Here is a 26,960-nt window from a genome sequence, read left to right as displayed (position 1 = left end):
TCGTTTTTTCGTCCGTAGCTATGCAGGCGTGTCCTGCCTCACTCAGAAGACCTTTGCCGCCCTGATGACCGACCAAGCGCCCACCATCGACCAACTGCTCAAAACCCTTGATCACGCCATGCTCGCCGACCGCCACCGTTTGCGTCGGCAGTTGCTTGAGTTGCGCAAAAAGCCCGACGAAGACAAGTTGGTGCAGTGGGTCGCGCGCATGCAGGCGTCCTGCGCCCAGGTCACGGCGCGGCGCGCCAGCCTGCCGGTGATTCGTTATGACGACAGCCTGCCGATTGCGGCCAAGCGCGATGAAATCAAAGAAGCGCTGAACAAGCATCAGGTGCTGATCATTGCCGGCGAAACCGGCTCGGGCAAGACCACCCAGTTGCCGAAGATCTGCCTGGAAATCGGTCGCGGCCAGTTCGGTCTCATTGGTCATACCCAGCCTCGCCGGATCGCCGCACGCAGCGTGGCCAGCCGGGTCGCCGAAGAGTTGGCCACGCCATTGGGCGCGCTGGTCGGCTATCAGGTGCGCTTTGAAGACCAGAGCGATTCCAACACCCTGATCAAGCTGATGACCGACGGCATTCTGCTGGCAGAAACCCAGAACGACCGCTACCTGGAACGCTACGACACCATCATCGTCGACGAAGCCCACGAACGCAGCCTGAACATCGACTTCCTGCTGGGCTACCTGAAAACCCTGTTGCCACGTCGCCCGGACCTGAAAGTCATCATCACCTCGGCGACCATCGACCTGGAGCGTTTCTCCAAGCATTTCGACGATGCGCCGATTGTCGAGGTGTCGGGCCGCACCTTCCCTGTGGACACCTGGTATCGCCCACTGACCCTGGAGCAGGACGAGGAGGGCAACCGCGTCGAGGACGACCTCACCGTCGACCAGGCGATCCTCGCCACCCTGGATGAAATTGCCGCCTATGAGCGCAGCGAGCGGCGCAGCCCGGGCGACGTGCTGGTGTTCCTGCCGGGCGAGCGCGAGATTCGTGACGCTGCCGACATGCTGCGCAAGGCCCAGCTCAAGCACACCGAGATCCTGCCGCTATACGCGCGCCTGTCGCCAGCCGAGCAGCAGCGCATCTTCCAGTCCCATCCGGGCCGACGTGTGGTGCTGGCAACCAACGTCGCGGAAACCTCGCTGACTGTGCCGGGCATTCGTTATGTGATCGACAGCGGCACCGCGCGCATCAGCCGCTACAGCTACCGCGCCAAGGTGCAACGCCTGCCGATCGAGGCGATTTCCCAGGCCAGCGCCAACCAGCGTAAAGGCCGTTGCGGCCGGGTCGAGCCGGGCATCTGCATTCGCTTGTACAGCGAAGAAGATTTTATCGGCCGCCCGGAATTTACCGACCCGGAAATTCTGCGCACCAACCTCGCCGCCGTGATCCTGCAGATGCTGCATTTGCGTCTCGGCGAAATCACCGACTTCCCGTTTATCGAACCGCCGGACGGCAAGGCGATCAGCGACGGTTTCAACCTGCTGCAAGAGCTCTCGGCGGTCGACCGCAACAGCCAGCTCACCCCGCTGGGCCGCCAGTTGGCGCGCCTGCCGGTGGATCCGCGCATGGGCCGCATGTTGCTGGAAGCCGCCAAGCTCGGCAGCTTGCAGGAAGTACTGATCGTCGCCAGCGCCATGTCGATCCAGGACCCGCGTGAGCGCCCGCCGGAGCGTCAGCAGGCCGCCGACCAGGCCCACGCACAGTGGAAGGACCCGGATTCGGACTTCGCCGGCCTGGTCAATTTGTGGCGCGGTTTTGAAGAGCAGCGCCAGGAGCTCACTGCCAGCCCGCTGCGTAACTGGTGCCGCAAGAACTTCCTCAATTACCTGCGCCTGCGCGAGTGGCGTGATTCCCATCGCCAGTTGAGCCTGATCTGCCGCGACATGCAGTTGAGCGTCAATAAAGAGCCGGCGGATTTCCCGAAACTGCACAAGGCGGTGCTGTCCGGTTTGCTCAGCCAGATCGGCCAGAAAACCGAGGACGGCGATTACCTGGGCGCGCGTCAGCGGCGTTTCTGGATCCACCCCTCGTCGGGCATCGGCAAGAAGCGCCCGCAATGGCTGATGACCGCCGAACTGGTGGAAACCACCAAGCTGTATGCGCGCATGGTCGCCAAGATTGACGCCGACTGGATCGAACCGCTGGCCGGGCACCTGATCAAGAAAAACCACTTCGAGCCGCACTGGGAGAAAAAACGCGGCCAGGTCGTGGCCTTCGAGCAGATCACTCTGTTCGGGCTGATTGTGGTCGGGCGCCGTCCGGTGCATTACGGGCCGGTCGACCCGGTGGTGTCTCGCGAACTGTTTATCCGTGAAGGCCTGGTGCGTGGCGAGATCCAGTCGCGGGCCAAGTGCCTGGCAGCCAACCAGCAATTGCTGGAGCAGCTCGACGAGCTGGAGGCCAAGGCGCGCCGGCGCGACATCCTGGCCGACGAGGAAACGCTGTTCGCCTTCTACGATGCGCGCCTGCCGGCGGAGATCCACCAGACCGCGACCTTCGACAGTTGGTACAAGGTCAACAGCCAGAAAGACCCGCAACTGCTGATCATGCGCGAAGAAGACGTACTGGCCCGCGAGGCCAGCGAAGTCACCGCCGCGCATTACCCGGACACCCTGCATTTGGGTGACCTGGAACTGGCCTTGAGTTACCACTTCGAACCTAACCACCCGCGTGACGGTGTGACCTTGCGCGTGCCGGCGCCGCTGTTGCCCGCCTTGCCGGCGGAGCGCCTGGAGTGGTTGGTGCCGGGGGTGATCGAGGCCAAGTGCATCGCCCTGGTGCGCAACTTGCCCAAGGCGCTGCGCAAGAACTTCGTGCCGGTGCCGGACTTCGTCAAGGCGGCCCTGCAACGCATCGAGTTCGGCCAGGGCTCGTTGCCCCAGGCCCTTGGCCGCGAATTGTTACGCATGACCGGGGCGCGGGTCAGCGATGAAGCCTGGGCCGAAGCCGCGCAGCAGGTAGAAAGCCACCTGAAGATGAACCTGGAAGTGGTGGACGGCCAGGGCAAGTTCCTCGGTGAAGGCCGGGATCTCGCCGAACTGACGGCGCGCTTTGCCGAGGCCAGCCAGGCCGCGCTGGCCGTACCGCAAACTGCAAAAAGCCAGCAGCCGGTGGAGGCCAAGGTGTTCGCGGCGGTAGCCGAGAAGACGCAACAGAAGATCGCCGGGTTGTCGATGACGGTGTATCCGGCGCTGGTGGAGGAAAACGGCACGGTCAAGGAAGGGCGTTTCTCCACGGCGGCCGAGGCTGAGTTCCAGCATCGCCGTGCCTTGCAACGCCTGCTGATGCAACAACTGGCGGAACCGGCGAAATTCCTGCGCGGCAAACTGCCGGGCCTGACCGAACTGGGCCTGATGTACCGTGAGTTGGGCCGGATCGATGCGCTGGTGGAAGACATCCTGCTGGCCAGCCTCGACACCTGCGTGCTCGAAGGCGAAGCCAGCCTGCCGCGTGATGGCGCAGGTTTGGCGGCCCTGGCCGAGCGCAAGCGCGGCAGTTGGACCGAACATGCCGAGCGCCTGGCGCGCCTGACCCTGGAGGTGCTGAAACTCTGGCATGGCCTGCAAAAGCGCTTCAAAGGCAAGATCGACCTGGCCCAGGCCGTGGCCTTGAACGACATCAAGCAGCAACTGAGCCACCTGGTGTACCCCGGTTTTGTACGGGAAACCCCGGCGCAGTGGTTCAAGGAATTGCCGCGTTACCTCAAGGCCATCGAGTTGCGCCTGGAAAAACTACCGAGCCAGGTGCAGAAGGATCGGGTGTGGAGCGGCGAGCTGGGCGGCCTGTGGACGCAGTACGAAAACCGCCTGAAAAAACATGCCCAGGAAGGCAAGCGCGATCCCCAGCTGGAGCTGTATCGCTGGTGGCTGGAGGAATACCGGGTGTCGTTGTTTGCCCAGCAACTGGGTACCAAAGTGCCGATTTCCGACAAGCGCCTGAGCAAGCAGTGGAGCCTGGTAGAAGCCTGATATTTGCACGGTTTCCAGGGCAATACAGGTCCAGTGTGGGAGGGGGCTTGCCCCCGATTGCGGTCTGTCAGTAAAGGATGTGTTGACTGGCCCACCGCTATCGGGGCAAGCCCCCTCCCACAGATAGCGCCAAATTCCGAGGGTTGTGGCAAACTTCGCGGTTATAAATGCCGGGATCGTCGCGAAAGGCTGCGGCGCGATGGAATAAAGCGATGCCAGTTTGGTGTCCGCGGAGCGGAATCGGACTACTTACAGTTTGGTACGACGGTACCAATATCTTCTGCCTGACAGATTTAGAGGAACGACCGTGCATAACGTCGTCATCAGCGGCACTGGCCTGTATACCCCGGCCAACAGCATCTCCAACGAAGAGCTGGTGCAGTCTTTCAATGCTTACGTGCAACAGTTCAACAGCGACAACGCCGCCGCCATCGAGCGCGGTGACGTGCAGCCGCTGACCGAATCCAGCGCCGCCTTCATCGAAAAGGCCTCCGGCATCAAGAGCCGCTTCGTGATGGACAAGGACGGCATTCTCGATCCGCAGCGCATGGCCCCGCGCCTGCCCGAGCGCAGCAACGACGAATGGTCGGTGCTCTGCCAGATGGCCGTCGGCGCCGCTGAACAAGCTCTACAGCGCGCGGGCAAAACCGCTGCCGACATCGACGGCGTGATCGTCGCCTGTTCCAACCTGCAGCGTGCCTACCCGGCCATCGCCATCGAAGTCCAGGAAGCCTTGGGCATCGAAGGGTTTGGTTTTGACATGAACGTGGCCTGTTCCTCGGCCACCTTCGGCATCCAGAACGCCGCCAACAGCATCCAGCTGGGCCAAGCGCGGGCGATCCTGATGGTCAATCCGGAGGTGTGCACCGGCCACCTGAACTTCCGCGACCGCGACAGCCACTTCATCTTTGGCGATGCGGCCACCGCCGTGGTCCTGGAGCGCGCCGACCTGGCAACCTCCGAACACCAGTTCGACGTGGTGAGCACCAAGTTGCTGACCAAGTTCTCCAATAACATCCGCAACAACTTCGGCTTCCTCAACCGCACCGCGGAAGAGGGCATCGGCGCGCCGGACAAACTGTTCGTACAGGAAGGCCGCAAGGTGTTCCGCGACGTATGCCCGATGGTCGCCGAGCTGATCGGCGTGCACCTGGAAGAGAACCAGTTGAACGTGACCGACGTGAAGCGCTTCTGGTTGCACCAGGCCAACCTGAGCATGAACCACCTGATCGTCAAGAAACTGCTGGGCCGCGAAGCCACCGTGGAAGAAGCCCCGGTGATCCTCGATACCTACGCCAATACCAGCTCGGCGGGTTCGGTGATTGCGTTCCACAAGAATCAGGATGATCTGCCCAAGGGCTCCGTGGCGGTGCTCAGCTCGTTTGGCGCGGGCTATTCGATCGGCAGCGTGATCCTGCGCAAACGCTAAGACAGTCGAGGTCTTGAATGGCAGCAGCGGACGACGCGCACCTGCTTGAACGCCTGCTCCAGGGTGAGCAGCGGGCCTACAAGGAATTGGTCACCACCTACCAGAGCGCCATGCGGGCGGTGGCCTATGCCATCGTCGGCCAGCGTCACGCCGACGAAGTCGTGCAGGACGCCTGGCTGTCAGTGGTGCGCAACCTGGCCAGGTTCGAAGGCCGTTCCAGCCTCAAGACCTGGCTGCTGACCATTACCGCCAACGCTGCCAAGGGGCGCTACAAGCAGAATCGTCGCGAAGTGTTGCTCGACGATCTGCCCTCGCCCCACGGCACTATCGGTGACGATCGCTTCACCCCCGACGATGGTCACTGGGCCGTCGCCCCGTATGCCTGGCACCAGGACACCCCGGAAGCCTTGCTCACCGAGGATGAACTGCGCAAATGCCTGGAGCATACGATCCTGAGCCTGTCGGAGTTGCAGAGCAGTGTGCTGGTACTGCGTGAGCGCCAGGGCCTGGAGTTGGAAGAGATCTGTAATCTTCTGACGTTGTCGCTCTCCAATGTCCGTGTGCTGTTGCATCGGGCACGGCTTAAAGTCTTCGCCACGGTGGAGCATTTTGAGGAAACGGGCGAATGTTGACCTGTAAAGAACAAGTGGCACGTTCCAGTGACTATCTCGATGGGCAGTTGACCTTTCGCGAGCGTCTGCTGGTGCGTCATCACTTGATGTTCTGCCCGAACTGCCGCCGGTTTATCCGCCAGATGCGCCTGATGCAGGCGACGCTGAGGATAATGCCGGACGAACCGGTAGGCGGTGTGGAGGCCTTGGCGCAGCGTCTGGCTGACGAGCGGCTCAAGGACCATAAAGGCGGGGAATAAACAGGCTCGCGTGGGTGGAGCGAACGGATGATGGGGACCGATCCACCTACGCAAGACTGGTACAGCCACCTCGGGCCGTCCTGGCCCAAGGCTTTCAACACTTACTGTTAGAACTTGGCTTCTGCATCCAGCTGCAGGGTGTTGGTGTTGGCATCACGCTGGGTGCGGCTGGCGTAGTCGGCCTTGGTCAGGAAGTACGTGGCACCGAGGGCGAAGTTCTTGTCGATGTCGTAGCTGACCTTCATCTTGTGACCGCGCGAACCGGTGGTGCCGTTGGCGAAGTCCGAATCGGTGAAGGCACCTACCACGGCATTACGCTGAATGTCGCGGTAGTTGTAGTCCAGGTTGAAACCGAACACTTTCGACTTGGCGCCGATCAGCCAGGCGGTGTCCTGGTCGGTCACGGCGTCGTTGTTTTTCACGTACTGGCCGTAGAACGCCAGCGGTACAGCCAGGCCGCCGATGTCGGCTTGGGCAAATCCTTCATACAGGCGGAACTGGTTGTCGGCCGAGTTACCGTTGACTGCCAGTGCGCAAGGCGTGGTGGTGGTTGTGCAACGGCTGTCCTTGTCATTCTGGTAGGCGTAGACGCTGCCGCCCAGGGTCATTTTCAGGTTGTCGGTGACCGAGAAGCGTGTGCCCAACTGGCCAGAGGTCAGGCGCAGGTCGTGACGGAACTGCACGCCGTCGCCGTCGACGTTGTCCTTGAGGTTGTAGTTGCCGAGGCTGCCGAACAGTTCGGCGCTGCTGCCCAATGGGTATTTGTAGGTCAGGGCCAGACCTTCAGGGTTGATGTCGCTATCCCAGATGACGTCGCCCATGTTCACCCACGGTTGCAGCATCTTGCCGCCGATCACGTGCAGGTTCTTGATCTGGTCCGGGTGGTAGTCGATGTAGCCAAGGTCCAGCCAGATCGACTTCTTGTCGAAATAGTTGTCCTGGTCCTGGTTGGTCGAGCGCGCATCGTCGCTGCTGCCGGTGGCAATACGGATACCGGTGTCGACCTGCGAGTTGATCTCGGTGTAGGCGCCCAGGCGGGCACGGATGCGCTGACGGTCCTTGTCGCGGCCGCCGTTGTTGGATTCGCCCTGGATTTTCACGGTTTCCTGACGGAAACGTACGTCACCCTTGAACTGAGTCTTGGCGGCCCAGGCCAGCTTCTGGTCAAAGCTGCTCAGCTCATTGGTTTTCTTCGCGGTGGCCGCGATCTGTTCGTTGGTCTCTTGTTGAGCTTGCCGTGCGATCTGCTGCTCTTTCTGGTCTTTGGCCAATTCGCTTTGCAGTTCGGTGTACTGCGCTGCGGTGATCTGGCCGTTGGCCTTGAGCATGTCGAGCAATTTAGCGTCGACTGCAGCGCTGGCCGGAACGCTCAGGGCCAGTAACAGGCCGCCGCACAGGACCGCCGCAGTTTTAGTGGAAGCAAGACGCATATCAATCTCCGAAAGTGAGGAGGGATGGCAAACCATCCAGGACACAACCGACCGATGACGGACGGAAAATAGCCGCCGGGTAGAACCAGGCGCTCTAAAAACAGGCGTCAGTATCGCGACCGTTTATGACGACGCAGTGGCGAAGTGATGTCATCTAGATGACAAATTATTTATATTCGGAACTATTGGTTTAGAGCCTTGTCGTGCGAATCGGGGATGTGCCAGGGCTGGCAATCGGCGATACTCGCCAGGCTTTCACGCCCCGAACCAGTGAGGATGCCGATGCCGCTGCAACGCCTGGACAGCCTGTCCGAAATCGCCCCGCAAGCCTGGGATGCGCTGGTGCCGCAGGGGCAGCCGTTCGTGCGGCATGCGTTCCTGAGTGCCTTGGAAGACAGCGCCAGCCTGGGCCCGCAATCTGGCTGGCAGCCGGAGCATTTGCTGCACTGGGAGGGTGAGCGGCTGGTGGCGGCGTTGCCCAGCTATCGCAAATGGCATTCGTACGGCGAGTACGTGTTCGATCACGGCTGGGCTGATGCCTGCGAGCGCGCCGGTATCGACTATTACCCCAAGTTGCTCACGGCGGTGCCCTTCAGCCCGGTCAGCGGTCCGCGCTTATTGGCCGCGAGTGCCGATGACGGTTTTGAGCTGCTCAAGAGCCTGCCGGGTTACCTCGAGATCGAGGGGCTTTCCAGCGCCCATATCAACTTCACGGATGATCTGGCCGATGCTGCACTGGCCCGGCAAGCGGGCTGGTTGCAACGCCTGGGCTGTCAGTATCACTGGCAGAACCGGAGCTACCGCGACTTCCAGGACTTCCTCGACGCCTTGAGTTCGCGCAAGCGCAAACAGATGCGCAAGGAGCGCGAACAAGTGGCGGGGCAGGGGATCGATTTCGAGTGGCTGCAAGGCCATGAACTGAGCGAGGCGCAGTGGGATTTTGTCTACGCCTGCTACGCCAACACCTATGCCGTGCGCCGCCAATCTCCCTACCTGACCCGCGCTTTCTTCAGCCTGCTGGCCGAGCGCATGCCCGAAGCGATCCGCGTGGTACTGGCCAAGCAAGGCTCGCGTCCGGTAGCCATGGCCTTCAGCCTGCTCGGCGGCGACAGTTTCTACGGCCGCTACTGGGGTTGCCTGGCAGAGTTTGATCGCCTGCACTTCGAAACCTGCTTCTACCAGGGCATGGACTACGCCATCGCCCACGGCCTGCAACGCTTCGACGCGGGCGCGCAGGGCGAGCACAAGTTGATCCGTGGGTTCGAGCCGGTGATCACGCGGTCGTGGCACTACCTGCGCCATCCGGGATTGAAGAATGCCGTGGAGGATTTTCTCGAGCGTGAACGGATGGGGATCGTGGCGTATGCACAGGAGGCAAGGGCAGCCCTGCCTTATCGGCAGGGCTGAGCCGCTGGTCTTGTGGCGCTTCCAGGCAAGGCTGAAATTGCTATCTGTATGTACAAAAGTACATACAGGTCGTGCCATGCTATTTGAGTGGGATGAATCCAAAAATAAAGCCAATATTGTTAAACACGGCATCGATTTCAATGACGTTCCAGATATCTTCAGGCACCCGATGCTGGCCTTACGCGATGATCGAGCGGATTATGGCGAAGAGCGTTGGATCAGTATTGGCTGGATCAAATTGTTAGTGGGTGTGGTCGTATATACCGAGCGGCATGGTGGTGTGATTCGCATCATTTCTGCCCGAAAAGCAACCAAGAAGGAGGCCAAATACTATGACGCAAACATCGAAAACTGACTGGGAGCGCTTGGCCAAAATGAATGATAACGAGATCGATACCAGCGATATTCCTGAGCTGGATGCCGATTTTTTCCGGCATGCCGATTTACGTGTTCCAGTGAAGCAGGCGGTCACTATCAGGCTGGACGCTGATGTACTGGAGTGGTTCAAAGATCAAGGATCTGGTTACCAGACGCGTATTAACCAGCTATTGCGTCAGTACATGCAGGCCCATCAAGGGTGAATGGCTGTCCGATAAGAGCAGCCCTGCCTTATCGGCAGGGCTGAACCCGTTTGCCTCAGCCCGGCGCCTCCTTGCCCAGCCATCGATAAGTGAACCCACCGATCACCGCACCCAGGATCGGCGCGAGCCAGAACATCCACAATTGCTGGATCGCCCACCCGCCGACGATCAGTGCCGGGCCGGTACTGCGGGCCGGGTTGACCGAGGTATTGGTCACGGGAATGGAGATCAAGTGGATCAGGGTCAGGGCCAGGCCGATGGCGCAGGGTGCCACGCCCTTGGGAACGCGGCGGTCGGTGGCGCCCAGAATGATCACCACAAACATGGCCGTCATCACCAGCTCACACACAAACCCCGCCGCCAGTGAATACCCGCCGGGCGAATGCTCGCCATAGCCGTTGGACGCCAGGCCCGTTGCCAGTTCGAACCCCGGCTTGACGCTGGCAATGAAGTACAGCAACGCAGCGGCGACCGTGCCACCGACTACCTGCGCGACGATGTACGCCGGTAACTCCCTGGCCGGAAACCTTCCGCCCACTACCAGCCCCACCGATACTGCCGGGTTGAGGTGACAACCGCTGATATGCCCGATGGCCACCGCCATGGTCAGCACCGTGAGCCCGAAGGCCAGGGACACGCCCAACAACCCGATCCCGACTGCGGGAAGCGCCGCGGCCAGCACCGCACTCCCGCACCCGCCCAACACCAGCCAAAACGTACCCAACCCCTCTGTGACTGAACGCTTGAACAAAGACATGCAACCCGTCCTTGATAGATCGCTCTACCCAATCAGTAAATCAGTGATGCTCCCTGCAGATTTACTTCAGCGCCCGTCTGGGCACTGCACTGAGTACAGCACGGCTATGACACAAATCCAGGGCTCTAATGTGGGATCAGTCGATGCCGACGAAGCCGCCGGTCTGGTGCTGCCACAACCGTGCATACAACCCACCATGGGCCAGCAGTTCGGCATGGCTGCCGCTTTCGGCAATCTGGCCTTTCTCCAGCACCACCAGGCGGTCCATCCGCGCAATGGTCGACAAGCGGTGGGCAATCGCGATCACGGTCTTGCCCTGCATCAGGGTTTCCAGGCTTTCCTGGATCGCGGCTTCCACTTCCGAGTCCAGCGCTGAGGTGGCTTCGTCCATGATCAGGATCGGCGCGTCCTTGAGCAGTACGCGGGCGATGGCGATACGTTGACGCTGCCCGCCGGAGAGTTTCACGCCGCGCTCACCGACATGCGCATCCAGCCCGGTGCGGCCTTCGGAGTCCGACAGCAATGGGATGAACTCATCCGCGCGCGCCTTGTGCACGGCGGCCCAGAGTTCTTCGTCGGTGGCATCGGGCTTGCCGTACAGCAGGTTGTCGCGGATCGAGCGGTGCAGCAACGACGTGTCCTGGGTGATCATGCCGATCTGTTCGCGCAAGCTTTCCTGGGCGACGTCGGCGATGTTCTGGCCGTCGATCAGGATACGCCCGCCTTGCAGGTCGTACAGGCGCAGCAGCAGGTTGACCAGGGTCGACTTGCCCGCACCGGACGGGCCGATCAGGCCGATCTTTTCACCGGCCTTGATCTCAAGGTTGAGGCCGCCAATGATCCCGCTCTTCTTGCCATAGTGGAAATCAACCTGCTCGAAACGCACTTCGCCATGGGGCACGCTCAGGCGCGGGGCTTTGTCGCGGTCGATCACGGCCAGCGGCTGGGCAATGGTCTTCAGGCCATCCTGCACCTGGCCGATGTTTTCGAAAATGCCGTTGACCACCCACATGATCCAGCCGGACATGTTGACGATACGGATCACCAGGCCGGTGGCCAGGGCGATCGCGCCAACGGAAATCAGCGACTGCGTCCACAGCCACAGCGCCAGGCCGGTGGTGGTCACGATCAGCAGGCCGTTCATGGTGGTGATCACGATGTCCATGCTGGTGACCACGCGGCTGGCCAGCTGGGTTTTTTCGGTCTGCTCGATGATCGCTTCCTTTGCATATTCCTGCTCATAGCGGGTATGGGCGAACAGCTTCAAGGTGGTGATGTTGGTGTAGCCATCGACGATGCGGCCCATCAATTTGGAGCGCGCCTCGGAGGAAATCACCGAGCGCTCCTTCACCCTTGGCACAAAGTAGCGCAGCGCCAGGCTGTAGCAGAGGATCCAGGTCACCAGCGGGATCATCAGGCGCCAGTCGGCCTCGGCAAACAGCACCAGGGAGCTGATGGCGTAGATCGCCACGTGCCAGATCGCATCCACCGCCGCCACGGCGGAGTCGCGCAGGGAGTTGCCGGTTTGCATGATGCGCTGGGCAATACGCCCGGCGAAGTCGTTCTGGAAGAAATTCAGGCTCTGCTTGAGCACGTAGCTGTGGTTCTGCCAGCGGATCAGGCTGGTCATGCCGGGGCTGATGGTCTGGTGCACCAGCAGGTCATGCAGGGCGCCGAAGATCGGGCGCAGCAACAGGGCGACCACGGCCATCCAGATCAGCTCGGTGCTGTGCACCTGAAAGAAGTCGGCGGGCGGCGTGCCTTGGGCGAGGTCGATGATGCGGCTCAGGTAGCTGAACAGCGCCACTTCGATCAGCGCGCCGATCAGGCCCACCACCAGCAAGGCGGCGAAATGCGGCCACACCTGGCGCAGGTAGTAGAGGTAGAAGGGCAGGACTTTATCAGGCGGGGCGGCGCTGGGGGCGTCGCGGAAGATGTCGATCAGTTGTTCAAAGCGACGATAGAGCATTAGGTATGACGCCCGGCGTGCGGGCTCTCCTTTCAAATGCGCACGCAGCCTTGTGGGCTGCGCGCGGAACTGCCTGCCAGGCTCAGTCGAGGCGCTTGGCCGACTTGATCACGACAGGATCGATTGGCACGTTCTGCATGCCTTGCTTGGTAGTGGTCTGGGAGTTGACGATGATGTCGACCACATCCATGCCCTTGACCACTTTGGCGAACACGGCGTAACCGGCATCGCGGCCTGGGTCGAGGAAGGCATTGTCGGCGACGTTGATGAAGAATTGGCTGGTGGCCGAATTCGGATCATTGGTGCGCGCCATCGACAAGGTGCCACGTACGTTATGCAGGCCGTTGCTGGCTTCGTTCTTGATTGGCGCGTCGGTCGGCTTCTGCGCCATCTGCGCGGTGAACCCGCCGCCCTGGACCATGAAACCCGGGATCACACGGTGGAAAATCGTGTTGGTGTAGAAGCCCTTGTCGACATAGGCCAGGAAGTTCTTGGTGCTGATTGGCGCCTTGACCGGGTCCAGTTCGATCTCGATATCGCCGTTGGTGGTGGTGATCAATACGTGGGGCGCCTTGGCGGGCTCGGCGGCCATCAGGTTGGCGGCGAACAGAACAGAACCGGCAAAGAAGGCGATTTTTTTCAGCATGGGTCAGTGATCCTGGGTAGTGGTTTCGACTGTCTTTAGAAATTCGAGCAAGGTTGCGTTAAAGACTTCGGGTTGATCCAAGGGCGTGGCATGGCGGGAATCTTCTATCACCACCAGTCGCGCATCGGGCAGCAGTTTTACATAGTTTTGTTTCTGCGCCACAGGGGTGTAGTCGTGGTCGGCGCTGATGACCAGCGTAGGACAGGCAATGCGCGAAAGATGTTCCTGCACCCCCCATCCCACAATCGCATCGAAGCTGGCGAGATAAGCACGTTTGTCGTTCTTTGCCCAGCGTTCGGCCATTTTGCGGCGCAGGTCGGCCTGGTGCGGTTTTGGGAAGAGCCGCTCGCCCAACGCCTTGCCGATCGTGGAAAGGCTCAGCAAGCGTGCCAGGCTCCAGCGCTTGGCCCACTGCCAGTAATCATCGGCACTGCGCACCTTGACCTCGGGGGCGCTGTTGACGATGCACAGGCTCTTGACCCACGCCGGTTCGTCCACGGCCAGTTGGAAAGCGATCATGCCACCCATGGACAAGCCCACCACGTGGGCCGGTGGCAGGTCCAGGTGTTCGAACAAGGCGATCAGGTCGTAGGTGAAACCCGGGATGCTGTAGCGTTCGCGCGGTTTGTCCGAGCGGCCGTGACCGCGCACGTCCACCACGATCAGGCGGTAATGCCGGGCCAGTACTGGAATCTGCAGTTCCCAATCCTGGCTGCTGGAGCCCAGGCCGTGGATCAGCACCAGCGGCGTGCCGTGGCCATATTCCTCGTAGTGCAGGCTGCATCCTTCATGGTCGAACCAGGCCATGGGCGAACTCCGTTTCAGGCTTGCCGGGGGGCGGCGAAAGGCGCGTCCAGCGGTGCGGTGTCAAAGGTGCGCAGCAGTTCCACGAGGATCTGCGTGGCAGGCCCCAGGGGTTTGTCCTTGTTTGAATACAGGTAGAACGTGGGGTGGCGGCTACCGCCCTGTTCCAGCGGCAGTTGCTTGAGAACGCCTTCGGCGAGTTCGCGCTCGATCATGTGCCGGGGCAACCAGGCAAAGCCCAGGCCGCTGCCGACAAAGGCGGCGGCGGTGGCAAGACTGCCGACGGTCCAGCGCTGTTCGGCGCCGAGCCAACCCACATCGCGCGGTTGCTGGCGGCCGGAGTCGCGGATCACCACCTGCATCTGGCTTTCCAGGTCCTGGAAGCTCAGTTCGCGGTTCATGCGGTGCAGCGTGTGCTCGGGATGGGCCACTGCGACAAACTCCACATCGCTCATTTCCGTGCCCAGGTAGCCGGGGATACTGAACCCGCAGATCGCCAGGTCGGCGACGCCTTCCATCAGCAACTCTTCAACGCCAGACAACACTTCTTCCCGCAGGCGCACGCGGCAGCCACGGCTCTGGGGCATGAAGGCGGAAAGAGCGCGCACCAGGCGCGCATTCGGATAGGCCGCGTCCACCACCAGGCGCACTTCGGCTTCCCAGCCCTGCTCCATATGGTGGGCAAGGTCCTCCAACTGGCTGGCGTTTTTCACCAGTTGCCGGGAGCGGCGCAACAGCACTTCACCAGCGTCGGTGAGTACCGCCTTGCGCCCGTCAATGCGTAACAGCGGTACGCCAAGCTGGTCCTGCATGCGGGCCACGGTGTAGCTCACCGAGGACTGCGAACGGTGCAGCGCTTCGGCCGCCTGGGCGAAGCCGCCATGGTCGACCACGGCCTGCAGCGTGCGCCATTGATCGAGGGTAACGCGGGGCGCTTTCAAGATGGGCTCCTCTTGTCCTAAGCTGGCTGTCCTTATTGGAGACTGCCGAATGAGAAAATTCTGTTGTGTGTTGCTGGCGCTGCTGCCGATGAGTGCGTTTGCCTACCCCATTGACGTGACCAAGAAGATCGACGGCGTGAGCATCGATTACACCGCCTCTGACGTGGACGGCGACATCAGCTCGATCCAACTCAATAACTACGGCACCCACGATGCCGTGTGCTCGGTAACCTTCACCAACGGCCCGGAATCGCCGCGTCGCCGCACGGTCACGGTGCCGGCGGGCAAAAGTACCAACACCACGGTCAAGTTCAACCGCGCCATTATCAAGATGCGTATTGCCCTGGCCTGCACGCCGAAATAAGCCGAGAGCGGAGCATGCTCCGCCTTTGAACAAATTTATAGATGGGTTATAGCAGTTTTTTGCGCTTTTTAATCGAATTGGCTCTGTTTAATCTTCACTCCATCGACTCACAGCAATTACAGATGGAGCCTACAACGCCATGTCCAACGTTCTGATCATCGAAAGCAGCGCTCGCCAGCAGGATTCGATTTCCCGCCAACTGACCCAGCAATTCATCAGCCAATGGCAGGCCGCTCACCCGACAGATCAGATCACCGTGCGTGACGTGGCGCTCAACCCGGTTCCACACCTGGATGCCAACCTGCTCGGCGGCTGGATGAAGCCGGCCGATCAGCGCAACGCCGACGAACAGGCGTCCCTGGATCGCTCCAACGCATTGACCGACGAATTGCTCGCCGCCGACGTCCTGGTGATGGCTGCGCCGATGTACAACTTCGCAATCCCCAGCACCCTCAAAGCCTGGCTGGACCACGTGTTGCGTGCGGGTGTGACCTTCAAGTACACCGCCACCGGCCCTCAGGGTCTGCTGACCGGCAAGCGCGCCATCGTGCTCACCGCTCGCGGCGGCATCCACACCGGCGCCAGCTCCGATCACCAGGAACCGTACCTGCGTCAGGTCATGGCCTTCATCGGGATTCATGACGTCACGTTCATTCATGCCGAAGGGGTGAACCTGAGCGGTGACTTCCAGGAAAAGGGCATCAACCACGCCAAGGCGCTGCTGGCCCAGGTGGCTTGATCCTTTAATCGTCACATAATCGCGCAGTGTTTATATCGCTCCACGCCAACCCTTCAAGTACGCGTAACGAACCTCCCTTTGCACTTTTGCTCCTGAGTGCTACCGCCCGACTGACGCTTTAGCGAGGTCGGGTTTTTTTTGCCCCGAGTTTCTTCAACCGTCGAAAACCTTTAATGTCCCGCCCATTCGAAACGAGGCGCGCATGGGCTACTTACTGGTTGTTACCCTGATTCAGGCATTTTCCTTCAGCTTGATCGGCGAATACCTCGCCGGTCACGTCGACAGCTACTTCGCCGTGCTGGTGCGTGTGCTGCTGGCCGGGCTGGTGTTCATCCCGCTGACCCGCTGGCGCTCGGTGGAGCCGGCCTTCATGCGCGGCATGCTGGTGATCGGCGCGCTGCAGTTCGGCGTGACCTACGTGTGCCTGTACTTGAGCTTTCGTGTGCTCACCGTGCCGGAAGTGCTGCTGTTCACCATTCTCACGCCGTTGCACGTGACCCTCATCGAGGACGCCCTCAACCGTCGCTTCAACCCCTGGGCACTGGTCGCCGCACTGGTGGCGGTAGCAGGCGCAGCGGTGATTCGCTTCGACCAGATCACCCCGCATTTCCTTGGCGGTTTCCTGCTGCTGCAATTGGCCAACTTCACCTACGCCGCCGGCCAGGTGATGTACAAGCACCTGGTGGCGCGCTACCCGAGCACTCTGCCGCACTACCGGCGCTTCGGCTACTTCTACCTCGGCGCGTTGCTGGTGGTATTGCCGGCGTTCCTGCTGTTCGGCAAGGCTGACTTCCTGCCGGAGGCGCCGCTGCAATGGGGCGTGCTGGTGTTCCTTGGCCTGGTCAGTACGGCGCTGGGCATGTACTGGTGGAACAAGGGCGCCTGCCTGGTGCAGGGTGGCACCTTGGCGGTAATGAATAACCTGCATGTGCCGGTGGGGTTGCTGCTGAATTTGCTGATCTGGAACCAGCATGAACCACTGGGGCGGTTGGCGTTGGGTGGGGTGGTGATTCTGGGGGCGGTGTGGATCAGTCGGTTGGGCGCGAAGGCGCCCAACCGCTCCCTGGTTTAGCCAGCGCGACTTTCAGGGGCCGGCAAATGACTGGTCCCCAATACCGCCGGCAACACCCCGGCACGCAAGTCATTGCCACTCGGCTGCTGATACAGACTCAAGCCAAATTCCGGCAACACCGCCAGCAGGTAATCAAAGATATCCCCCTGGATCCGCTCGTAATCGGCCCATGCCGTGGTGCGGGTGAAGCAGTAGATCTCCAGCGGCACGCCCTGGGCAGTGGTCTGCATCTGGCGCACCATGCAGGTCATGTTCGGCTGGATGTCCGGGTGGCTTTTCAGGTAGGCCAGGGCATAGGCGCGGAAGGTGCCGAGGTTGGTCATGCGGCGGCGGTTGGCCGACAGTTGCGCGCTGTGGCCCTGGGCTTCGTTCCAGGCCTTGAGTTCGGCCTGTTTTCGCCCGATGTAGTCGGTGAGCAGGTGCACCTGGGTCATGCGCAGTTCTTCGTCGTCGCGCAGGAAGCGCACGCCGCTGGCGTCGATGAACAGGCTGCGCTTGATGCGGCGCCCGCCGGAGGCCTGCATGCCGCGCCAGTTCTTGAACGACTCGGACATCAGGCGCCAGGTGGGGATGGAAACGATGGTCTTGTCGAAGTTCTGCACCTTGACCGTGTGCAACGTGATGTCCACCACATCACCATCAGCGCCCACCTGGGGCATTTCGATCCAGTCGCCGACCCGCAGCATGTCGTTGCTGGTCAACTGTACGCTGGCGACGAACGACAGCAACGTGTCCTTGTACACCAACAGGATCACCGCCGACATCGCACCCAGCCCCGACAGCAGCAACAGCGGCGAGCGGTCGATCAGGGTGGCGACGATGATGATCGCGCCAAACACGAACAGCACCATCTTCGCCAACTGCACATAGCCCTTGATCGAGCGGGTGCGCGCGTGTTCGGTGCGGGCGTAGATGTCCAGCAGGGCGTTGAGCAGGGCGCTGATGGCCAGCACCAGGAACAGGATGGTCAGCGCCAGGGCCACGTTGCCGATGAACAGGATGGCGGTCTTGCTCAGGTCCGGCACCAGGTACAGGCCGAACTGGATCACCAGTGACGGCGTCATCTGCGCCAGGCGATGGAAGACCTTGTTGTGCCGCAGGTCGTTGAGCCAGTGCAGGGACGGTTGCCGCCCAAGCAGTTTGACGGCGTGGAGGATGAGGTAGCGCGCCACCCGTCCGAGCACCAGGGCCACCACCAGCAACACCAGCAAGCCGAGGCTGGCGTGCAGCAGCGGGTGTTCATCGAGGGCGCCCCAGAGGTCCTGGGCGTTGAGCCAGAGCTGTTTGATATCCATGGGTGAAACCGATTCTTCTGTGGGACAAGACGGGGCGATTAGAGCATTTAAGTGCAACAAAGTTGACGCCATGGACAAATGTCCTGACAAAAAAGCGGCCGATTCACACCGTTCACGTAAAGAAACTCGGTTTGGGCGCCCGAAACCGGTAACCTATGCAGCTGATTTTTTGTATTTCTTCGAGGTAGCACCCGTGTTTTCCCAATTCGCCCTGCACGAACGCCTGCTCAAAGCCGTGGCCGAGCTTAAATTTGTCGAGCCTACGCCTGTGCAGGCAGCGGCCATCCCGCTCGCGCTCGAAGGGCGTGACCTGCGGGTGACAGCTCAAACCGGGAGTGGCAAGACCGCCGCTTTTGTCCTGCCTGTGCTGAACCGCCTGATCGGTCCGGCCAAAGTGCGCGTCAGCATCAAGACCCTGATCCTGCTGCCGACCCGCGAGCTGGCCCAGCAGACCTTGAAGGAAGTCGAGCGCTTCTCCCAGTTCACCTTCATCAAGTCCGGCATCATCACCGGCGGTGAAGACTTCAAGGTCCAGGCCGCCATGCTGCGCAAGGTGCCGGACATCCTGATCGGCACCCCGGGGCGCATGATCGAGCAGCTCAACGCCGGCAACCTCGACCTCAAGGAAGTCGAAGTGCTGGTGCTGGACGAAGCCGACCGCATGCTCGACATGGGCTTTGCCGACGATGTACAGCGCCTGGTGGGCGAGTGCGTCAACCGCCAGCAGACCATGCTGTTCTCCGCCACCACCGGCGGTTCCACCCTGCGCGAGATGGTCGCCAAGGTGCTGAACAATCCTGAGCACCTGCAGGTCAACAACGTCAGCGACCTGAACGCGACCACGCGCCAGCAGATCGTCACCGCCGACCACAACGTGCATAAAGAGCAGATCCTCAATTGGCTGCTGGCCAACGAGACCTATCAGAAAGCCATTGTGTTCACCAACACCCGCGCCGCCGCCGACCGCATCTACGGCCGCCTGGTGGCCCAGGAATACAAGGCGTTCGTGCTGCACGGCGAGAAAGACCAGAAGGACCGCAAGCTGGCCATCGACCGCCTCAAGGCCGGCGGCGTGAAGATCCTGGTGGCCACCGACGTTGCCGCACGCGGCCTGGACGTGGACGGCCTGGACCTGGTGATCAACTTCGACATGCCCCGCAGCGGCGACGAATACGTGCACCGTATCGGGCGTACCGGGCGTGCCGGCAACGATGGCCTGGCCATCTCGCTGATCTGCCACGGCGACTGGAACCTGATGTCGAGCATCGAGCGCTACCTCAAGCAGTCGTTCGAGCGCCGTACCATCAAGGAAGTCAAAGGCACCTACACCGGGCCGAAGAAGGTCAAGGCCTCGGGCAAGGCCGTTGGCGTGAAGAAGAAAAAGACCGACGCCAAGGGCGACAAGAAGAAAACCGGCGCCAAGTCGCCCACCAAGCGCAAGATCGCCAACCGGCCTAAGACCGACAACCTGTCGCTCGTCAGCAAGGACGGCATGGCACCGCTCAAGCGCCGCAAGCCGCAAGCCCCGGCTGCCGAATAAAGGCGCGGGTGATGTGAAAAAACCGGACGATTGTCCGGTTTTTTTATGCCCTCAGTCTTTGGCTTTGGCGGCGGCTTCCTTGAGTTCCTTGAGCCGGGCGTCGATCAACTGGCATTTGTCGGGGAACTCCGCGCTTTGCGTATCCAGGTCCATCTTCTGCAGTTCGTCGTTGATCTCCTTGGCCTTGGTCGGATTTTGTTCGGTCAGCCTGGTCACTTCCTGAGCCAATTGCTCGCGCTTGCTCGTGGCTTCGTCGGGCGTACAGGCCCAGGCGGGCAGGGCGCTCAACAGCGCGGCCGCGACGGCCAGGTTCATCAGGGTTTTCATGGGCACACCTCCTTGGCGGATATGAGCTGTTGAGGCCGCGAACGTCTGGAAAGTTCAGAGAAATGACGTCCGTCTATTCGGCTGAACGGTGACCGACAGGGCGTGTCACACCTTTAGACAGGCTATTTTCCACCCGCCTGCAGGAGGAATCAGGATGACGACTTACAACTGGGATCTGATCGAACGTCTGCTGCATGAAGTGCAGAACGGCGAGGGCAGCTTCGCCCCACGCAAATACGCCGAGCAGGAAGCGGCCGAGAAGGCCACCGCGGGCGAGCCCACCGGTAACCTGGACGCGCTCAAGAAGACCGCGGCAGATTATGAAGCGCTGTTGTTCAAGCGCGGCTTCATCGAGTCGCGCCCTGAAGAGGAGGGCGGCAATGGTGAGAATTTCATCCTGACTCCGCTCGGCGCGCAGCTGTTGGCGCTGATCGACAGTTCGATCCCGGGCAATGATCACCCGCGCCAGGTGCTGGACGAACAGGCGGATGCGCTGGACCCAACGACCTTTGCCGAAGTGGCCTCCAAGGCGCAGATCGCCTGACCCCCTACGCTCCGGCACCGAGTACGGTGCCGGGCGAAACTGTCAGATCGGTAATCTGCCGCTAAGCTGGCTGACAGCCGGCCCTGCCTAATCTGCTGCCATTCAACCCATGGAATTGAATCGGCATGCACTCCACCACTACCCGACGAACCTTCGTCAAAGGCCTGGCCGCCGGCGGCTTGCTCAGCGGGCTAGGGCTCTGGCGCAGCCCGGTCTGGGCGCTCACCAGTCCCGGCCAGCCCACCGTGCTGGCGGGTACCGAATTTGATTTGTTCATCGACCAGATGCCAGTCAACCTCACCGGTCGCAACCGTACCGCGCTGACTATCAACGGCAGCCTGCCTGGCCCCTTGCTGCGCTGGCGCGAAGGCGACACGGTCACCGTGCGCGTGAAGAACCGCCTGGCCGAGCCGACGTCGATCCACTGGCACGGCATTCTCCTGCCGTCGTCCATGGACGGTGTGCCGGGCTTGAGCTTCAAGGGCATCGAGCCGGGTGGGGTGTTTGTCTACCAGTTCACGCTCAAGCAGCACGGCACCTACTGGTACCACAGCCACTCGGGGTTTCAGGAGCAGCAGGGCGTGTATGGCCCGTTGGTGATCGATCCCATGGAGCCCGAGCCCTTCACTTACCAACGTGACTACGTGGTGATGCTGTCGGACTGGACCGATGAAGACCCGGTTGCGCTGATGAAAACCCTCAAGAAACAGTCCGACTACTACAACCTGCACAAACCCACCGTGGGCGATTTCGTGCGGGATGTGGGCAAGCAGGGCTGGTCGGCCACCGCCGCCGATCGCCTGATGTGGGCGCAGATGAAGATGAACCCCACCGACCTGGCCGACGTCAGCGGCGAGACCTACACCTACCTGCTCAACGGCCAGCCACCGGAACGCAACTGGACTGGCCTGTTCCGGGCGGGCGAGACCCTGCGCCTGCGCTTCATCAACGGCTCGGCGATGAGCTATTTCGATGTGCGCATCCCGGGGCTGAAAATGACGGTGATCGCCGCCGATGGCCAGCCGGTGCAGCCAGTGAGTGTCGATGAGTTCCGCATTGCCGTGGCGGAGACCTTTGATGTGCTGGTCGAACCTACCGCAGCCGCCTACACCCTGTTTGCGCAGTCGATGGACCGCAGTGGTTACGCCCGCGGCACGCTGGCCCTTCAAGCGGGAGCAATCGCGTCGGTGCCGGCGCTGGACCCGCGCCCCTGGATCACCATGGACGACATGGGCATGGGCGGCATGGACCACGGCGCCATGGCGGATATGCCGGACATGGCGGGCATGGATCACCGCGCCATGTCGATGCAGGCCCATCCGGCCAGCGAGCAAGGCAACCCGCTGGTGGACATGCAGGCCATGAACCCGGTGCCCAAGCTCGACGACCCCGGCATCGGCCTGCGCAACAACGGCCGGCGTGTCCTGACTTACGCCGACTTGCGCAGCACCTTTGAAGACCCTGACGGCCGCGACCCCAGCCGCACCCTTGAGCTGCACCTCACCGGGCACATGGAGAAGTTCGCCTGGTCGTTCAATGGCGTGAAGTTCTCCGACGCCGAACCCTTGCAATTGACCTATGGCGAGCGGGTCCGGCTGGTGCTGGTCAACGACACCATGATGAGCCATCCCATTCATCTGCATGGCTTGTGGAGTGATCTGGAGGATGAAAACGGCCAGTTCCAGGTGCGCAAGCACACCATCGACATGCCGCCGGGCTCGCGGCGCAGCTACCGGGTAACCGCCGATGCGCTGGGGCGCTGGGCCTATCACTGCCACCTGCTGTACCACATGGAAATGGGCATGTTCCGAGAGGTGCGCGTGCATGAGTAAGGACGCAAGCATGAGCCATCGTGTTTTACTCGCCTTTATCGGGCTGGCGTTCGCTCCGTTGGTGCAGGCCGACGAGTTCCAGGGCATGAGCCCGGCGACACCGGCGCTCACCGAGAGCCGGACACCGATCCCGGCGCTGACCGATGCTGATCGCGCGGCGGTGTACAACGCCCCCGGTGGGCACAGGGTTCATGACAGTGGCGTCAATTCGCTGCTGCTGATCAACCAGTTGGAATGGCAGGGCGGTGACGGTGCAGGCGCGCTGAACTGGGATATCAAAGGCTGGGTTGGCGGCGATATCGACCGTCTGTGGCTGCGCAGTGAAGGCGAGCGCAGTGCCGGCCGCACTGAAAGTGCCGAGGTCCAGGCCCTGTGGGGGCACGCCATCAGCCCGTGGTGGGACCTGGTGGGCGGCGTGCGCCATGACTTCAAACCGGGCGACGGCCAGACCTGGGCGGCGTTCGGCGCCCAGGGCATGGCGCTGTACAACTTCGAAGCCGAAGCCACGTTGTTTGTCGGTGAGGCGGGTCGTACCGCTGCTCGCCTGGAAGGCGACTACGACATCCTGCTGACCAACCGGCTGATCCTGCAGCCCACCGCTGAACTCAACTTATATGGACGCAACGATCCGCCGCGCGGCGTCGGTTCGGGCCTGTCGGACAGTGAGCTGGGTTTGAGGTTGCGTTACGAAGTACGCCGTGAGTTCGCGCCCTATGTGGGCGTCAGCTGGAACCGCAGCTACGGCCAGACCGCGCAATACGCCCGGGATGAGGGCGAAGACATCAGCCAATGGCGCTGGGTGGTCGGTGTGCGTCTGTGGTTCTGACGGTTTACCCATCCTATAACTCACTCGCCGCCATGAGCGGCCTGGAGCCTTGCATGTCATTGTTGAAAACTACTGTGCTGTGCGCCGGACTGATCACCAGCCTGGCGGTATCAGCTCATCCGAAGCTGCTGTCGTCCACACCATCGGATGGGGCCAAGGGGGCGCCACCCGCCGTGATTGAACTGCGTTTCTCGGAAAACCTGCTGACGCAGTTTTCTGGCGCCAAACTGACCATGACCGATATGCCCGGCATGTCTCACTCGCCGATGCCGGTGAAAGCCAGCGTCGCGGCCAGTACCGATCCCAAGGTGATGCTGATCAAGCCGGCGTCCGCGCTGACGGCGGGTACTTATCGGGTGGATTGGCGCGCGGTGTCGTCCGATACGCATCCGATCCTGGGGAATGTGATGTTCAGCGTCCAGCCATGAGTGAGGCGGTCTCGATATTCCTGCGTTTTGCGCTTTATCTGGATTTGATGCTGCTGTTCGGCCTGGGGTTGTTTGGCCTCTATGGCGACCGCCGCCTATTGAATCTGCAGCCGCTGTTGCGACTGGCGGCGTGCCTGGGCGTACTGCTGTCGGTGGCGTCGCTGCTGGTCATGACCCAGGCCATGAGCGGCGCTGAAGATTGGCAAACGCTGTGGCCGCACCTGCAGATGATGCTCTGGCAGACCGAGCTGGGCTGGACCTGGAGCTTGCGAATGGTGGCGTTGGTGCTGGTTGCGCTCAATACCGGACTGGCGCCGCTGTTCGGCGCGATTGCGCTGGTGACGCTGGCGTGGGCTGGACACGGCGTGATGCATGAGGGTACGCAGGGGTTGTGGCACGTCCTCAGCGACAGTGCGCACCTGCTGGCGGCGGCGGGTTGGGTCGGCGCGCTGGCTGCATTCGGGTTGGCGCTGAGGAGTACCTCGTTACCGGCGCTCCAAAGGCTGGCCCACGCGCTGGCGGCGTTCGAGCGGATGGGCATGCTGTTCGTAGCGGTGCTGATCGGCACGGGCGTGGCGAATTATCTGTTTGTGGTCGGGCCGAACCTCGATGGCATCACCGGGGGCACCTACGCGCTCCTGTTGTGCGTCAAGTTGGGCGTGTTCGGTGTGATGCTGGGGCTGGCGGCGCTCAATCGCTCGCACTTCACGCCGTTGCTGCAACGCGCCCTGGCGGCGGGCGCCACTACCGTGGCAGTCAAAGCACTGCGTCGCAGCATTGCGCTGGAGTCTGCCGCAGTGGTGTTGATCCTGGCGCTGGTGGCCTGGCTGGGGACGTTGGCGCCCGGTTAGGACTGCGCGCTCTTCAAGCATTTAAGTGCCTGGAAATCACTGCGGACCTTGTCGATTTTCTGCGTGAGTTTCTGCCGTTGTTGCAGCGTACTTTCGGCCATCACATCGACAATCAGGCTGCGCGCCGCCGCTTCCGTCCGGGCATAGGCCGTTCTGTACTCCGGGGTCCACAGGCTTTCGCGGTCAACCAGCAACTGCTGGATCTTCTGCGGGAAATCGGCACTGCGGCGTTGTTGCACGGCGTCGATAAATTGCGCCTGCCAGCGGGCGCGGTTGCCGATCCATTCCCGGTTCTGCTCGCCCAGGGCGATGGACCACGCGGTTACGCGGTTCTGCTGGCTGGCGCTGAGCGGGCCTATCCAGGCGTCCAGGCGTTTATTCATGCGTTCGGCGCGCTCCTTGATCTGCTGTGCCAGGGGCGGCTTGAGGTATTCGTCCTGGCGTTTGCGCAGGTCCTTGGCCAGCGCGTCGTTCATGTCCTTGACCTGCTGATCATCCAGGCCCTGTAGCAGTTGGATGGCGGAGGGGGTGATCTCGTGGGCGATTTCGTTGATGGCCTGCTTGGCCTCGACGGTACGGGCCTGCAAGGCAGCGTCGGTGACCTGATTGTCATCGGCCATCCGCTGCAGGCGGTCCAGCCAATCCAGGTAACCCGGCAATTGCGTGGTGCAGTGCCAGGCCAGGTGCTGCTTGAGGGTGTCGTTGAACCAGCTCTTCTGCCCGGCGTTCATGTCCAGGTAGTCGTTGAGGGTCCAGGGGATGATCACGTCCAGGTTGCGGTAGGCCAGGCCCACGCGATTGCAGCCGGCGAGCACCAGGCTCAGGCTCAGTAATAGCACCAGTAGTTTGAGCCGACGCAGCATGGGCGGGTCCTTCGCAGAGTGGGTTATCACATGTGAACCCGCGGCGGTTGCAACAGTTCAGCCCATCAATAAAACGACCGCGCAGCCTTCAGCGTCAACAGGCCATCGCATTGCGAATTGTGTCCGGAGTAGGCCGAGCAATCCCCGCCGCTGAGGCTGGAGTCGCTGTAGATCAGGTTCAAGTCAACGCCCATCCACTCCCGGGAGAATTGCACCGACCAGTCGCTGAAGCTGCGAATGGAGCCGCCGTCCACCGAAACCGGAGTGCCCAACTGATGGGTGGTGTATTTCATACTGACGCCGATGCCAAACGGCTGCGTGCCACCGAGGTCGGCGAACAGGGTGCTGTCCTGGCGGTCCGGGTCGTTGCTGAAGGACGCCCCGAAGCGGTTGCCCAACAGGTTCAGGCCGCCGTAGAACTCCTGGCTGTCGAGGGGGCTGAGCTTGGGGTAGCTGTAGTGGATCAGGCCCACTTCGTAACCCAGGGTCTGGTCGAAGGGGTGTTTGAAACCCATGTAGGAATCGACTTCGAGGTTGCTGGACGAAGACAAGCCCATGTTGGGTGAAAACTGACCGAAATACAGGCCACTGTCGTGGCTCAGGTCCAGCCCGCCATGGAACGAGTCGCTGCCGGGGGAGGTGGGCTTGACCAGGCCCTGGGCCATGCTTCGGCTGGGCGTGGTGCCCAATTTCAGGTCGAAATCGCCCAATTCACGCTGGAAGACCTGCGCTTCGGCGAGGGGGCTGGCAACCAGGGCAAAGACCAGGAAGATGCAGGATTTGAACATGCTTCACTCCATGAAAAGCGAGGAGCAGTGACGGATGAAATCGGGCAGATGCCCGTGCTAGACGTGTGCAAGCATACCGGCGAATGGCAGGCGGTGAGGCCCGTTCGTCGATTAGAGGTATAGCGGGGGGACTTGGGGCTCTAGTCCTAGCGCCTTGAGAGTCAAGACGCTTAGGGACCAGGGGTATTGCGCGGTATTACTTTTTACCCAGGCTGATCTGCTTGGACGGGCCGAAAGTCTGGCCGCTTACGCCTTTGGCAATTTGCTGGATTTCGCCGCCGGACTTGAGGAACGCCGCAATCTGGCTGTTGATCGACTCGCTGGTTTCAACGGCGGGAGCTGGCTTTGCTTTGCTGTTGGATGCTTTTACGCGCATGGCGGCCACTAACCTGTAGAAAATTAACTTGGCCAGGCATCGTACAGGAATGACTTGACAATTGCTTGGTAAATATCCCCCGGGAATAAGTGTCGGGTGTGGAAATAGCCAAAGTTTATCTTTGAGATAAGCCTCTAACTTACTGTTTTAACTCGAAACCACGGGGATGGAGGGCGTTCGGCAGCGTGGGAAAATTCAGTCCAGTGATCGGACGAGCGGGGCTGTGCCATTGGAAGGCCACGCCCGCCCGCGATTTTTCAGGCGCGCGCGCGTGGCGAGTGCAACTCGGGTAGAATGCCGCCCA

Annotated in this window: 27 protein-coding genes; 16 read left to right on the top strand and 11 right to left on the bottom strand. The window is 61.5% G+C overall.

Annotated features, from left to right (window positions below; all coding sequences use genetic code 11):
* Window positions 1–64 precede the first annotated feature (64 nt).
* The 4 genes from hrpA to LUU92_RS21145 all read left to right on the top strand — a co-directional run bounded on the left by hrpA (window position 65) and on the right by LUU92_RS21145 (window position 6,276).
* A complete protein-coding gene (gene hrpA / locus LUU92_RS21160; RefSeq protein WP_257103874.1) occupies window positions 65–3,976 on the top strand; it encodes an ATP-dependent RNA helicase HrpA in 3,912 nt (1,303 codons plus the stop codon).
* Window positions 3,977–4,283: 307 nt separating this feature from the next.
* Window positions 4,284–5,405, top strand: coding sequence for a beta-ketoacyl-ACP synthase III (locus tag LUU92_RS21155; protein WP_071491358.1), 1,122 nt, complete (start codon window positions 4,284–4,286; stop codon window positions 5,403–5,405).
* Between the two features lie 17 nt (window positions 5,406–5,422).
* Window positions 5,423–6,037 carry an RNA polymerase sigma factor gene (locus LUU92_RS21150; protein ID WP_071491357.1) on the top strand — a complete coding sequence of 205 codons (615 nt, stop codon included), beginning with the start codon at window positions 5,423–5,425 and terminating at the stop codon, window positions 6,035–6,037.
* On the top strand, window positions 6,031–6,276 hold the full coding sequence (locus LUU92_RS21145; RefSeq protein WP_257102599.1) for an anti-sigma factor family protein: 246 nt from the start codon (window positions 6,031–6,033) through the stop codon (window positions 6,274–6,276). The genes LUU92_RS21150 and LUU92_RS21145 overlap by 7 nt, the downstream gene beginning before the upstream one ends.
* A gap of 107 nt (window positions 6,277–6,383) precedes the next feature.
* Here the strand turns inward: LUU92_RS21145 and LUU92_RS21140 are convergent, their stop codons facing one another.
* On the bottom strand, window positions 6,384–7,706 hold the full coding sequence (locus LUU92_RS21140) for a putative porin (RefSeq protein WP_028617432.1): 1,323 nt from the start codon (window positions 7,704–7,706) through the stop codon (window positions 6,384–6,386).
* Window positions 7,707–7,988: 282 nt separating this feature from the next.
* On the opposite strand from LUU92_RS21140, the gene LUU92_RS21135 reads away from it, so the two are divergent.
* The 3 genes from LUU92_RS21135 to LUU92_RS21125 all read left to right on the top strand — a co-directional run bounded on the left by LUU92_RS21135 (window position 7,989) and on the right by LUU92_RS21125 (window position 9,694).
* On the top strand, window positions 7,989–9,113 hold the full coding sequence (locus LUU92_RS21135) for a GNAT family N-acetyltransferase (RefSeq protein WP_222540224.1): 1,125 nt from the start codon (window positions 7,989–7,991) through the stop codon (window positions 9,111–9,113).
* A 76-nt stretch (window positions 9,114–9,189) separates the two neighbouring features.
* Complete coding sequence (locus LUU92_RS21130; RefSeq protein WP_257102598.1) at window positions 9,190–9,468, top strand: BrnT family toxin; 279 nt, start codon at window positions 9,190–9,192, stop codon at window positions 9,466–9,468.
* Window positions 9,446–9,694 (top strand): BrnA antitoxin family protein, encoded by a 249-nt coding sequence (locus LUU92_RS21125; RefSeq protein WP_222540222.1) that lies wholly within the window; start codon window positions 9,446–9,448, stop codon window positions 9,692–9,694. Before LUU92_RS21130 ends, LUU92_RS21125 begins: the two co-directional genes overlap by 23 nt.
* Window positions 9,695–9,749: 55 nt before the next feature.
* Here the strand turns inward: LUU92_RS21125 and aqpZ are convergent, their stop codons facing one another.
* The 5 genes from aqpZ to LUU92_RS21100 all read right to left on the bottom strand — a co-directional run bounded on the left by aqpZ (window position 9,750) and on the right by LUU92_RS21100 (window position 14,811).
* The gene (gene aqpZ / locus LUU92_RS21120; protein WP_257102597.1) at window positions 9,750–10,451 is read right to left on the bottom strand and encodes an aquaporin Z; all 702 of its coding nucleotides are present in this window, start codon (window positions 10,449–10,451) and stop codon (window positions 9,750–9,752) included.
* 136 nt (window positions 10,452–10,587) lie between these two features.
* Complete coding sequence (locus LUU92_RS21115) at window positions 10,588–12,420, bottom strand: ABC transporter ATP-binding protein (protein WP_071491352.1); 1,833 nt, start codon at window positions 12,418–12,420, stop codon at window positions 10,588–10,590.
* Window positions 12,421–12,502: 82 nt separating this feature from the next.
* Window positions 12,503–13,066 carry a peptidylprolyl isomerase gene (locus LUU92_RS21110; RefSeq protein WP_071491351.1) on the bottom strand — a complete coding sequence of 188 codons (564 nt, stop codon included), beginning with the start codon at window positions 13,064–13,066 and terminating at the stop codon, window positions 12,503–12,505.
* Between the two features lie 3 nt (window positions 13,067–13,069).
* Entirely contained in the window at window positions 13,070–13,873 is an 804-nt protein-coding gene (locus LUU92_RS21105) for an alpha/beta fold hydrolase (protein ID WP_257102596.1), read from the bottom strand.
* Window positions 13,874–13,887: 14 nt separating this feature from the next.
* Entirely contained in the window at window positions 13,888–14,811 is a 924-nt protein-coding gene (locus tag LUU92_RS21100; RefSeq protein ID WP_071491349.1) for a PA3225 family LysR-type transcriptional regulator, read from the bottom strand.
* A 49-nt stretch (window positions 14,812–14,860) separates the two neighbouring features.
* Between LUU92_RS21100 and LUU92_RS21095 the strand changes: the two genes are divergently transcribed.
* The 3 genes from LUU92_RS21095 (at window position 14,861) to LUU92_RS21085 (ending at window position 16,986) form a co-directional block, all read left to right on the top strand.
* Window positions 14,861–15,175, top strand: a complete 315-nt coding sequence (locus LUU92_RS21095; RefSeq protein WP_058425359.1) for a hypothetical protein — start codon at window positions 14,861–14,863, stop codon at window positions 15,173–15,175.
* A gap of 139 nt (window positions 15,176–15,314) precedes the next feature.
* Entirely contained in the window at window positions 15,315–15,914 is a 600-nt protein-coding gene (locus LUU92_RS21090) for an FMN-dependent NADH-azoreductase (protein WP_071491348.1), read from the top strand.
* Between the two features lie 202 nt (window positions 15,915–16,116).
* Window positions 16,117–16,986, top strand: coding sequence for a carboxylate/amino acid/amine transporter (locus tag LUU92_RS21085; protein ID WP_257102595.1), 870 nt, complete (start codon window positions 16,117–16,119; stop codon window positions 16,984–16,986).
* Here LUU92_RS21085 and LUU92_RS21080 read toward each other — a convergent pair.
* Window positions 16,983–18,281 (bottom strand): mechanosensitive ion channel family protein, encoded by a 1,299-nt coding sequence (locus tag LUU92_RS21080; RefSeq protein ID WP_257102594.1) that lies wholly within the window; start codon window positions 18,279–18,281, stop codon window positions 16,983–16,985. The genes LUU92_RS21085 and LUU92_RS21080 overlap by 4 nt on opposite strands.
* A 193-nt stretch (window positions 18,282–18,474) precedes the next feature.
* On the opposite strand from LUU92_RS21080, the gene LUU92_RS21075 reads away from it, so the two are divergent.
* A complete protein-coding gene (locus tag LUU92_RS21075; protein WP_071491541.1) occupies window positions 18,475–19,821 on the top strand; it encodes a DEAD/DEAH box helicase in 1,347 nt (448 codons plus the stop codon).
* A gap of 51 nt (window positions 19,822–19,872) precedes the next feature.
* Here the strand turns inward: LUU92_RS21075 and LUU92_RS21070 are convergent, their stop codons facing one another.
* Window positions 19,873–20,148 (bottom strand): hypothetical protein, encoded by a 276-nt coding sequence (locus tag LUU92_RS21070; RefSeq protein WP_071491345.1) that lies wholly within the window; start codon window positions 20,146–20,148, stop codon window positions 19,873–19,875.
* A 154-nt stretch (window positions 20,149–20,302) separates the two neighbouring features.
* Here LUU92_RS21070 and LUU92_RS21065 point away from each other — a divergent pair, with 154 nt between their 5' ends.
* The 5 genes from LUU92_RS21065 to copD all read left to right on the top strand — a co-directional run bounded on the left by LUU92_RS21065 (window position 20,303) and on the right by copD (window position 24,629).
* Window positions 20,303–20,692: a transcriptional regulator gene (locus LUU92_RS21065; protein ID WP_071491344.1), complete on the top strand. Its 390-nt coding sequence runs from the start codon at window positions 20,303–20,305 to the stop codon at window positions 20,690–20,692.
* A gap of 125 nt (window positions 20,693–20,817) precedes the next feature.
* Window positions 20,818–22,524, top strand: a complete 1,707-nt coding sequence (locus LUU92_RS21060; RefSeq protein ID WP_257102593.1) for a copper resistance system multicopper oxidase — start codon at window positions 20,818–20,820, stop codon at window positions 22,522–22,524.
* Between the two features lie 10 nt (window positions 22,525–22,534).
* Window positions 22,535–23,350, top strand: a complete 816-nt coding sequence (locus tag LUU92_RS21055) for a copper resistance protein B (protein WP_257102592.1) — start codon at window positions 22,535–22,537, stop codon at window positions 23,348–23,350.
* Between the two features lie 53 nt (window positions 23,351–23,403).
* Window positions 23,404–23,778, top strand: coding sequence for a copper homeostasis periplasmic binding protein CopC (copC, locus tag LUU92_RS21050; protein ID WP_092242886.1), 375 nt, complete (start codon window positions 23,404–23,406; stop codon window positions 23,776–23,778).
* Entirely contained in the window at window positions 23,775–24,629 is an 855-nt protein-coding gene (gene copD / locus LUU92_RS21045) for a copper homeostasis membrane protein CopD (protein WP_257102591.1), read from the top strand. The genes copC and copD overlap by 4 nt, the downstream gene beginning before the upstream one ends.
* Here the strand turns inward: copD and LUU92_RS21040 are convergent.
* The 3 genes from LUU92_RS21040 to LUU92_RS21030 form a co-directional block, all read right to left on the bottom strand.
* Entirely contained in the window at window positions 24,626–25,492 is an 867-nt protein-coding gene (locus tag LUU92_RS21040; protein ID WP_222540216.1) for a DUF6279 family lipoprotein, read from the bottom strand. The two genes, copD and LUU92_RS21040, sit on opposite strands and share 4 nt — an antisense overlap.
* Window positions 25,493–25,557: 65 nt before the next feature.
* Entirely contained in the window at window positions 25,558–26,280 is a 723-nt protein-coding gene (locus LUU92_RS21035) for a TorF family putative porin (protein ID WP_071491338.1), read from the bottom strand.
* A 196-nt stretch (window positions 26,281–26,476) separates the two neighbouring features.
* Complete coding sequence (locus LUU92_RS21030; protein WP_003193095.1) at window positions 26,477–26,656, bottom strand: PFL_1563 family small protein; 180 nt, start codon at window positions 26,654–26,656, stop codon at window positions 26,477–26,479.
* Window positions 26,657–26,960 lie beyond the last annotated feature (304 nt).

Source organism: Pseudomonas extremorientalis (genome assembly GCF_024584605.1).
Classification (GTDB): domain Bacteria; phylum Pseudomonadota; class Gammaproteobacteria; order Pseudomonadales; family Pseudomonadaceae; genus Aquipseudomonas; species Aquipseudomonas extremorientalis.
This window is presented reverse-complemented; position numbering and strand designations above follow the sequence as displayed.

Bases quoted from the DNA above. Each gene is read 5' to 3' on its own strand.
- hrpA (WP_257103874.1), top strand. From the start codon at position 65: ATGACCGACCAAGCGCCCACCATCGACCAACTGCTCAAAACCCTTGAT.
- LUU92_RS21150 (WP_071491357.1), top strand. From the start codon at position 5,423: ATGGCAGCAGCGGACGACGCGCACCTGCTTGAACGCCTGCTCCAGGGT.
- LUU92_RS21145 (WP_257102599.1), top strand. From the start codon at position 6,031: ATGTTGACCTGTAAAGAACAAGTGGCACGTTCCAGTGACTATCTCGAT.
- LUU92_RS21140 (WP_028617432.1), bottom strand. From the start codon at position 7,706: ATGCGTCTTGCTTCCACTAAAACTGCGGCGGTCCTGTGCGGCGGCCTG.
- LUU92_RS21135 (WP_222540224.1), top strand. From the start codon at position 7,989: ATGCCGCTGCAACGCCTGGACAGCCTGTCCGAAATCGCCCCGCAAGCC.
- LUU92_RS21130 (WP_257102598.1), top strand. From the start codon at position 9,190: ATGCTATTTGAGTGGGATGAATCCAAAAATAAAGCCAATATTGTTAAA.
- LUU92_RS21125 (WP_222540222.1), top strand. From the start codon at position 9,446: ATGACGCAAACATCGAAAACTGACTGGGAGCGCTTGGCCAAAATGAAT.
- aqpZ (WP_257102597.1), bottom strand. From the start codon at position 10,451: ATGTCTTTGTTCAAGCGTTCAGTCACAGAGGGGTTGGGTACGTTTTGG.
- LUU92_RS21115 (WP_071491352.1), bottom strand. From the start codon at position 12,420: ATGCTCTATCGTCGCTTTGAACAACTGATCGACATCTTCCGCGACGCC.
- LUU92_RS21110 (WP_071491351.1), bottom strand. From the start codon at position 13,066: ATGCTGAAAAAAATCGCCTTCTTTGCCGGTTCTGTTCTGTTCGCCGCC.
- LUU92_RS21105 (WP_257102596.1), bottom strand. From the start codon at position 13,873: ATGGCCTGGTTCGACCATGAAGGATGCAGCCTGCACTACGAGGAATAT.
- LUU92_RS21095 (WP_058425359.1), top strand. From the start codon at position 14,861: ATGAGAAAATTCTGTTGTGTGTTGCTGGCGCTGCTGCCGATGAGTGCG.
- LUU92_RS21090 (WP_071491348.1), top strand. From the start codon at position 15,315: ATGTCCAACGTTCTGATCATCGAAAGCAGCGCTCGCCAGCAGGATTCG.
- LUU92_RS21085 (WP_257102595.1), top strand. From the start codon at position 16,117: ATGGGCTACTTACTGGTTGTTACCCTGATTCAGGCATTTTCCTTCAGC.
- LUU92_RS21080 (WP_257102594.1), bottom strand. From the start codon at position 18,281: ATGGATATCAAACAGCTCTGGCTCAACGCCCAGGACCTCTGGGGCGCC.
- LUU92_RS21070 (WP_071491345.1), bottom strand. From the start codon at position 20,148: ATGAAAACCCTGATGAACCTGGCCGTCGCGGCCGCGCTGTTGAGCGCC.
- LUU92_RS21065 (WP_071491344.1), top strand. From the start codon at position 20,303: ATGACGACTTACAACTGGGATCTGATCGAACGTCTGCTGCATGAAGTG.
- LUU92_RS21060 (WP_257102593.1), top strand. From the start codon at position 20,818: ATGCACTCCACCACTACCCGACGAACCTTCGTCAAAGGCCTGGCCGCC.
- LUU92_RS21055 (WP_257102592.1), top strand. From the start codon at position 22,535: ATGAGCCATCGTGTTTTACTCGCCTTTATCGGGCTGGCGTTCGCTCCG.
- copC (WP_092242886.1), top strand. From the start codon at position 23,404: ATGTCATTGTTGAAAACTACTGTGCTGTGCGCCGGACTGATCACCAGC.
- copD (WP_257102591.1), top strand. From the start codon at position 23,775: ATGAGTGAGGCGGTCTCGATATTCCTGCGTTTTGCGCTTTATCTGGAT.
- LUU92_RS21040 (WP_222540216.1), bottom strand. From the start codon at position 25,492: ATGCTGCGTCGGCTCAAACTACTGGTGCTATTACTGAGCCTGAGCCTG.
- LUU92_RS21035 (WP_071491338.1), bottom strand. From the start codon at position 26,280: ATGTTCAAATCCTGCATCTTCCTGGTCTTTGCCCTGGTTGCCAGCCCC.
- LUU92_RS21030 (WP_003193095.1), bottom strand. From the start codon at position 26,656: ATGCGCGTAAAAGCATCCAACAGCAAAGCAAAGCCAGCTCCCGCCGTT.